The sequence below is a fragment of the Vibrio eleionomae genome (assembly GCF_009874545.1).
GTDB lineage: Bacteria > Pseudomonadota > Gammaproteobacteria > Enterobacterales > Vibrionaceae > Vibrio > Vibrio nitrifigilis.
Window position 1 is genome coordinate 37006 of record NZ_WEKT01000044.1, and the last position, 8328, is coordinate 45333.

Below are 8328 nucleotides of genomic sequence, written 5' to 3' on the forward strand. Positions count from 1 at the left end.
TTGCCAGACAATCAGAAATTCAGCCCATGCGGTGCTCAGAATAATTTAATCCAGTGGTAAATGTTCATTCGATATTAGTTCGCTCTCCGATGAATCGGATTCCACATCACTGGTCAACGTATTAAGAATGGCGGTTTCAATCGCTTTCCATGAACAGGTAAATTGCCCAGATTCAACAGATAAGCAAATGGCTTCTGGGGCTATATTTGTATCCGTTTCTAATGTCCAAGGCAGTTGCGTGTATTCATCAAGCAAAGTTTGAATCGCTGCCTCATCTTGTGGATGACAAGCGATGCTACCACTTGAAACAGGCTTTTGGGTTGCCATGATCCTTTCCACAACGGCACGCATTTTTTCGCTGCTATCTAACGAGCTAAACCATTGATTTAAGCATGAATGGAGCACCTGACTGGCTGATTGTTCAATCATGGTCCAACGCTGCTCATCACTGTCATGCAAAGCTTGGAGCAACGAATTGGCTTGTTGCCACGTATCCTGTTCGATCGCTGTCACTTGCTCAGCAGCCTGCTGTTGAGCTTGCTCTTTTGCTTCCTGAATAATATTTTGCGCCGTTTGCTGGGCTTGGTCGATAATCGTTTGTGCCTGTTCACGAGCCTCATCTAACATAGAATCAGCTTGATAGAGCAAGCGAAAATCGCGCGCTTTAAGCTGCGTTGGAATCTGCCGGCCTTGTAGGCATGCAAAATTATGCTCTCGTCTAATAAACATGACCATTACTCTTTCTATGCTTGTGGGGAAGAATTGATACGCCAAAGAATACTGTGCCAAAGCGGTTGTATGCGTAGCTCTGGCAATGTGGCATCGGCAAGTTGATTCAATTTACCAATCTGGGAATACGGTAACCATAACCGAAGACGCTGCCAGATATCCTCAGCAACCCATTGTTTGAGAAGCCAAAGACCAAGGATATCTTGGTGATTACTCATCATCTCAGCAGGTAACCAGACATTGGGACGTAATGCTTTAGCAATATGCCGACACCACTCCGTATCTGATGGAGATAGCCGCTCATTAGCACTACCTCTTTGCGCAATTTCAGACGCTAAATAACATGCTCTTTGCCGCTGATGCTCATCAACTTGTAACCAGCTTATTAGCGTGTTATCAGGGCTTGGAGCATGAGAAGAGTTAAGGGCCAATTTAGCTCTTAACCCTTGCGGTGTCATGGCATCAAGACATTGCGACGTCGCAATAAGATCATGATATTCCGTAAGCTCAGCTAACCAACTGGCATCCATATTTCTCCAAGGTGTATACCAAAACGTGAGCCAAACAGCATCGTGCTCTATTGTCATAAAGATTCACCTGAAACAGGATCTGAACTTTGAGCGGTATTGGTCACTTCACCGCGGTTTTCTGCACCTGTTTGAGTTTTCTTACGCGAAAACACCCGCTCACGCCACTCAGGTTTTAGGCCGAACACCAAAGCGATAAACAAAATGAATACACTGATAATCGAAACACCGGCCATCGTCTTCCAAAAGGCAATTTGGCTTTTCTCGATTAAAAATGGCCCCCAGTTCACCCACTGTTGCTGCTCATGGTAGACCGCAGCAGGTACAAAGATAACACTAAGGTCATCAGGGTGATCCGATAAGCCAGGAATACTGGTTCTCACTAAACGTAAAATACGCGGACGGATAACATCAGGATCCAAACCTTGGCGATGCTTAATAAACACGGAAGCAGATGCAGGTTGAACTGGTTCACCAGGGGCAACTCGTTCAGGTAAAACCACGTGCACACGGGCAACAACCACACCATCAATTTGAGAAATAGTTGATTCCAGCTCTTGTGATAAGGCGTAAATGTAACGAGCTCGCTCTTCCAGCGGAGATGAAATCACCCCCTCCTTTTTGAACACTTCACCTAAATTCGCTCGCGCTTTCTTTGGCAGTCCAGCGGCTTCTAGAATACGCACAGCACGGGCCATATCGCTAGCATCAACAGATACCGTAACCCCTTCTTTATCCGCTGTTTTATCCGCTTCAATATGATGAAATGCCAATTCAGCAATCACATCATTGGCATCATTTTCAGATAATTTTCTATGCAGTTCTACGCTCTGCTGACAGCCACACAGAATTAAAACTAGCAGACACAATAAACCGCGACTATTAAACAACAAACTGTGCATTAGAGATCGCATAACTCTCCTCCAACTACTGCAAACTCGTTACTTTTTCAATGGCTTGCGTACCTTTGCTGATTAACTTAGTCGTCAGTAAACTTTCCAGGTAAAAAGATGACAAAGCACGGTTAGCTTGAATAACATCCTTGGGATCACTCGATCGCGATGCTTTTCTCAGTGCGCGGTTGGCATCATTAGACAGATTCTGCAGTTCTTTAGATGATCCAGCTAACTGATCGACAATTCTCTCAGCCACGTTAGGATCGGTTGCCGTATTTTGGCTTTTTATCGTGGCACTAAACCAAGAAATATCATCTTGAGTCGGTGATTGAGTAGGGCGAGAAAGTGATAAAGATGATGACTCGGTGTGAGTCGCTGTAACAGCCGAATGATTTGATTTAATAGCTTCAAATGACATGAGTTCCTCTCCTGGGCCCATGGAAAAAGCAGGTTGGATGCGGCCAAACCTGCCCATCCTATATCGTTTTACTGAGACACTTTATACAGTGAATCACTAATGATTGAGTTACATAGCATCATGCCATCGGAATCCAATTGTGAATTGCCCATGCTTTTGCCATTCATCAACCCTTTAACGTCTTGCATCGCATTTTTAAACTGACCCATTTCTTCACTATTAAAGTCTTTGCGTTTTTCAATACGATTCGCCCACCCCCCTTTCGGTGGCTCGCCATATTTCTCTGGATGTTGATCCATAAATTTGCCAATCGATTTAGCTAAATCTTTATCTTCTCGACCAAATTTATAACGACCGTGACGCTCTTTGATATCGAGGCCATCAATCGCCGTTTCCCCAACATGAGCAGCGAAATTGCCTCCCATAGAGAAACCCGATTCACCCACAGTAGTGAGATCTGAGCTTATTTGGGATGTTCCCCCTATAGACGAAGAGCCAAAACCAGCTGCACCAAAACCGCTTGATCCCATCCCCATGGAACCAAAACCATTTGATGAGCCAAAACTATTCTGTCCTAGATCACCGCAAGAATGGCCAGATACCCCACCAAGGCTAGAGCCCCCACCTAAACTTGAACTTGAAGAGCCACCACTCATAATTTGCGAGTAGCTGCCATCCATAATGCTGTTAAGCGCATCTTTTAAGCCCTGTTTAAATTGCTTAAATTCATCTGCGTTAAGACCATTATCTTCTTTCAGTTCATTTTTCCAGTGGTCTTTTCCACCAAAAGCCCCAGTTGGACCTGCGTATTTAGCGCTTTGTTTGTCCATAAAGCTCGCGACCATTTCCATAATTGGATTATCGGTCGTGTCATCGAACGTGGCACCGTTATCATTCTTCTTAAATAGTGCTTTAGTCAGAATGTCTGCCATTGTGTCAGCAATACTACTGCTGCTAGAGCCCAAACCACCAAAGCTAGAACTCATACCGCCACGGCTTGAGCCCATACCTGATGAGTTCAAACCACCCATTTGTCCAAAACCAGAAGAACTGGTAATAGAAAGGGTAAGCGTTGCATTAATCATACATTCCTCCTTGAGGAGTTACGTTTATTCATAGCTAGCTCAAAATAAATGGCGACACAGTGGCCGCCATAGAGCTAATCCGAAGATTAGTAGTTAATTGCTTTACCACTTTGGGTCGCAGCGTTGTTCGCTTTGTTCGCAGAGTCAACGTAACCGTTCATGATGCTGTTCACGGTATCAGTTTGCATTTTTTGAGCTTGAGCTGTCGCATTCATCATTGTTGTTTGTGCTGATGTTTGATCCAACATTGTTAGTGCTGATTGAGAAGCTGCTAGACCTGCACCACCTAAACCACTTAATAGACTCATGGTATATTCCTTTTATATCAGACAATTAAAAACTTAATTTTCACTCAACATGCCTCATGCATGTCTCGCTTTCTAAGTGGTAGGCCATCTCGTTCAGTTCCATAACGAATTACATTTTTCCAAGATTTTTTATTCATTGTCTTTTTCATCAACAGGAACTGATTGATTTCATTTGTTACTTATACTCAAGTCACTTGGGTGAGATATGGAAAGGTAATTGCTCTGCTTTAAAGCGGTTTGTCAGCGTCATCTCCAACATAAATGACCTAACTCTTTTGCTCTGCATTAAGAATATCAGTGGAGATAGTCCGATAATGCAGAGGATTAATTTTTAATCATCCTTTGCTTGTCTCAGACACTCATTTTAGTGCCACATATTATGTTAGATTCGCATCTTTTTTAATCACTGTAATTACTAACAAATTAGTTATTATATGAATTTTTTATCAGTTCACAGATAAGTTTTAGGTATTATGGATAGATTAACCTCCTCTTCACTACACGTGGAACCCCTCGCCGCTCTTCGTCAAGAAAATGCGTTATTAAATACATTAGTAGAACAAGTATATTCACCCGCCATTGCGATTATCGACCCAGACAGTGATTTTCATTTCACCTTCGTCAATAAGGCATTTTGCCGCCTATTTCAATTAGATAAAGTTCAGCTTTATCAACTTCAGCCGTGGCATATTAATCCAGAATTTAATCGGGAATATGTGGTCGAACAATGGATGGAACTAAGGCGTAAAGGAACACTCCGGCTGGAAATGACGTCTCATCTCGAAGGACAAGAGCCACGTTTAATCGAGATTATTGCTAACGATTTTTCCGGTCCTTCACCACACAAAATCATTGTGTATTTAAGAGATATCACCCAAGAAAAGGCCGTTCAACTTGAACACGCTCAACAATGTATTCATAGCCAAACGCTGCACATTGAGCAGCAATACCATAATGTGTTTTCCCATATGGCAGACGATATTTTGTTGCTTGAGCTCGATGAAAATAATGACCTCAGAGTCGTAGATATTAATCATTCGGCGGCCAAACATTTCCCTGAGCATCGCACCGTAAAACAGTACATTGGTCAAAAGCTCGTTGACTTACTGCCTAAAGAAAATATCGATGACTTAAAACAGTTACAACGCGAATGCTTATCTACAAAGACGACCTGTCATCAATACAACATTTTTTGTCACTTAGACCATCTCTATTACGACCTCACTATGACGCCCCTATTGGACGATCATCTTGAAATCAAACGAGTGGTGGTGGTGAAACGTGATATCACCGATAAAATTTTACGTGAGCAAGAGCGCAGAGCTCGCTCTCAGGAACTGAAAGCATCTGAAATGCAACTGCGTCGCCTTACCGCACATAACGAAAAAGTACGTGAAAATGAGCGTAAACATATTGCCCGAGAAGTGCATGATGAATTTGGTCAGCGCCTAACCGCTTTAAAAATGGGCATTCAAAGTTTGGCTCTTCAGTTACCGCCTTCAGAAACCAGTGAGCGTTTATTTTCTCAGCTACATGACCACCTAACTGAAACCATTACCTTTGCTCGTCACCTTGTCTCTCGCCTGCGGCCGGGTGCATTAGATATGGGGCTAATGGCAGCCCTGGAATGGCTGGTTGATGATTTTCGGCAACGTAATCCAACCTGTTGTTATACCCTGCGCCATAACCATATCGATGTGGAATTTGATGAAGATAGTGCCGTCGCTATTTTTCGAATTGTTCAAGAATCCCTTAACAATGCCTTAAAACATTCCTCTGCGGATCAAGTACAGATCACCTTGCACAAAGAGAGGGAACAGCTCTCTGTGATCATTAAAGACAATGGCTGTGGCTTTGACCCTTCTCAAGTTCATCATGACTCATTTGGTTTGATTGGGATGAAAGAGCGAGTGCTCAACATGTCTGCAGATTTAGAGGTTACGAGCAAGCCTAACGTCGGTACACAAATCACGCTTACCATTTGCCATTTAGATAAGGAGTCATGGGAATGAGTATTAAGCTGCTAATTGTTGATGATCACTCGATTGTCCGCGAAGGACTAAAACAGTTACTTTCCCTCTATGGAGATATCGACATTATTAATGAAGCGAATAACGGCGAACAGCTGTTAGAAAAGCTTCAACACCAAACGCCAGATATTATTACCTTAGATATTGTTATGCCGGGGTTGAGCGGTACACCTTTGATTGAAAACATTAAATCTCAGTATCCTCAAGTGCCGATTTTAATTTTGAGTATGCATAATGAAACACAAATTATTCGCCGTACATTACGCGCTGGGGCGCAAGGTTATCTAACCAAAGATTGTGATGCACAAACCTTACTTGAAGCTATTCGTTCAATTGCAAACGGCGGCCGCTATCTCGAACGAGAAGTGGCTCAAAAATTGGCTTTCGAGCCAGAACCGTTTGAAACCCAAGAAAAACATCAAGTGCTTTCCAAACGTGAATTTCATGTTTTTTGCCTGTTAGCGCGTGGATTAACGGTCAATGACATTGCCGATCAATTACATATAAGCAATAAAACAGTGAGTACGCATAAGTTTCGTTTAATGCAAAAAATGGACTTGTCGAGCAATAGTGAAATCGTGCGTTACGCCCTCAATCACAACCTAATTCAATAAGTTATAAAACATTCAATTCCTCCTGTTTAGGTGGAACCTCCTCGTTATTTCTGCCACTTACCCAAAGAGCAACATCACTACTTCGTTGAGCTGTGATGTTTGCTCCCCCATTGCACTGGTATCAACACCACCAGCTGCACAATCAATGAAACGGTAATAGGAACATAACGGATGATGTCGTTAACTATTCAAGCCGGAACGTCCGGCGCGGGAATGGGTGGAGGCCTTGGTGGTTTAGGTTCATCAGATCTCTCTTCAAATTCAAGTTCACAGTCTTTAGGTCAATCGAGCCTACTGGGTCAAAGTGGCCAATCCAATCCATTAGAACAACTGGTTGGTATGATGGTTCAAGCCTTGATGCAAGGTGGTAGTGGTAGTAGCCAAGGTCTTGGTTCGCAAGACGGTAGCAGCAGTGGCAGTAGTGATATTAGCGATATGCTAAAAGACATGTTGCAACAGCTAACTCAAGGCAATGGCACGTCAGATTCATCATCAGGCAGTTCAGATGGCAGCTCTGGTTCTCAAGGACAAATGAGCACTGAAGACCTAATGAAAATGCTGATGCTAATGATGAAAATGATGATGGGAGATTCCAGCTCATCAGGTTCAGACAGTAGTGGTGTCAGTGGATTAGGCAGCAATAGTGGCTTAGGTAGCAGCAGTGGCTTAAGCGATTCAAGCGGCACAGGTTCAGATAGCTTGATGCAGAACCTAGGTCAAAGCTTGGTTGATATCGGTAACAGCTTGATGCAAGGCTCTGGTGAAAGTGCACTTAATAGTGCCATTAGCCCGACTCAAGACGGTGGCGGTCAAATGAATGAAATGCTCACCGATGTGCTAAAAATGGTTGCCAAAATGATGGATAACAATGGTTCATCATTTGGTAGTTCCGGCCTTGATAGCTCTTCACTTGGTTTAGGTGGAGGCATGGGGAACTCAATGGGCGGAGACGCGTCTGTTTCTCTTTCCATTGGAATGAGTTAATCAACCTTAGTTATAAAACCCAAGCTCTCGCTTTGACTTGGGCAGAGCTTGTGGTTACTACTTCAAAGAGACCCTATCAATGACTCAATTACTTTCTAATCCAACTTCGCCTAAAACTTGGCTAGAACTCGTCGAACAAGGCGATGGCTATTTAACCCCAGAACAAAGACAAGCCTTTGAAAAAGCGATCAATATGGTCGTTGAACGTTTAGCGATTACGCTAGGTAAAGGCAACCAGACTCAAGAAGCCCCAGACAATTTTGATTTCGCCCGTTATATCGAGGGGCTTGAAGCTCGCTTTATCGCTGATGCAGAAGGTGAAAATGAACTCGAGCAAGATGCCGCTCTGACCGCTGCGCGAGTTGTCACTCATATTGCTGAGATCATTCAGAAAAACGCTTAGTTTTCTTGAGCCACGGACTCGCTGCAATCCCTGCCTGCTCGATCTGGTTCTCCCCCTTCAGGGGGAGTTAGAGGGGGTGTACAAACTGGAGACATACTTTACAAAATGATCTGGAGACTTCGTTTACATAAGTTATAAAAACACTCTTCAAGATACGAAATCCCCTCGCCCACTAACTCGCTGCAATCCCCCTTGTACAAAGTGGACATCGTTTACGTTTTAAACCGGGGACATGGTTTACACCTGTACCTAGCTTAGTCGAACAATTCTCTTCTGTCTTTCATCCAATAATCCTATTTTCATGAAGGAAAAATAGACTTCACTGACATCATCA

General features: G+C 43.3%; 10 protein-coding genes. 4 read left to right on the forward strand and 6 right to left on the reverse strand.

Translation table 11 applies throughout. The annotated features are described in order from the left end of the window. Positions 1-45 precede the first annotated feature (45 nt). The 6 genes from F9817_RS18050 to F9817_RS18075 form a co-directional block, all read right to left on the reverse strand. Positions 46-729, reverse strand: a complete 684-nt coding sequence (locus F9817_RS18050) for an HrpE/YscL family type III secretion apparatus protein (RefSeq protein ID WP_161157558.1) — start codon at positions 727-729, stop codon at positions 46-48. Positions 730-743: 14 nt separating this feature from the next. Then, positions 744-1316, reverse strand: coding sequence for a hypothetical protein (locus F9817_RS18055; RefSeq protein WP_161157559.1), 573 nt, complete (start codon positions 1314-1316; stop codon positions 744-746). After that, the gene (sctJ, locus tag F9817_RS18060; RefSeq protein WP_202436516.1) at positions 1313-2170 is read right to left on the reverse strand and encodes a type III secretion system inner membrane ring lipoprotein SctJ; all 858 of its coding nucleotides are present in this window, start codon (positions 2168-2170) and stop codon (positions 1313-1315) included. Before sctJ ends, F9817_RS18055 begins: the two co-directional genes overlap by 4 nt. A gap of 13 nt (positions 2171-2183) precedes the next feature. Continuing rightward, the gene (locus F9817_RS18065; protein WP_161157560.1) at positions 2184-2570 is read right to left on the reverse strand and encodes an EscI/YscI/HrpB family type III secretion system inner rod protein; all 387 of its coding nucleotides are present in this window, start codon (positions 2568-2570) and stop codon (positions 2184-2186) included. A gap of 68 nt (positions 2571-2638) precedes the next feature. Continuing rightward, positions 2639-3655 (reverse strand): hypothetical protein, encoded by a 1017-nt coding sequence (locus F9817_RS18070; protein WP_161157561.1) that lies wholly within the window; start codon positions 3653-3655, stop codon positions 2639-2641. Positions 3656-3741: 86 nt separating this feature from the next. Further along, positions 3742-3963, reverse strand: a complete 222-nt coding sequence (locus F9817_RS18075; protein ID WP_161157562.1) for a type III secretion system major pilin HrpA — start codon at positions 3961-3963, stop codon at positions 3742-3744. Positions 3964-4436: 473 nt separating this feature from the next. On the opposite strand from F9817_RS18075, the gene F9817_RS18080 reads away from it, so the two are divergent. The 4 genes from F9817_RS18080 (at position 4437) to F9817_RS18095 (ending at position 7994) form a co-directional block, all read left to right on the forward strand. Beyond that, the gene (locus F9817_RS18080; protein ID WP_161157563.1) at positions 4437-5975 is read left to right on the forward strand and encodes a sensor histidine kinase; all 1539 of its coding nucleotides are present in this window, start codon (positions 4437-4439) and stop codon (positions 5973-5975) included. Beyond that, positions 5972-6607, forward strand: coding sequence for a response regulator transcription factor (locus tag F9817_RS18085; protein ID WP_161157564.1), 636 nt, complete (start codon positions 5972-5974; stop codon positions 6605-6607). The genes F9817_RS18080 and F9817_RS18085 overlap by 4 nt, the downstream gene beginning before the upstream one ends. Positions 6608-6778: 171 nt before the next feature. Beyond that, positions 6779-7591 (forward strand): hypothetical protein, encoded by an 813-nt coding sequence (locus tag F9817_RS18090; protein ID WP_161157565.1) that lies wholly within the window; start codon positions 6779-6781, stop codon positions 7589-7591. 79 nt (positions 7592-7670) lie between these two features. Continuing rightward, positions 7671-7994 carry an HrpW-specific chaperone gene (locus F9817_RS18095; protein ID WP_161157566.1) on the forward strand — a complete coding sequence of 108 codons (324 nt, stop codon included), beginning with the start codon at positions 7671-7673 and terminating at the stop codon, positions 7992-7994. Positions 7995-8328: the final 334 nt, after the last annotated feature.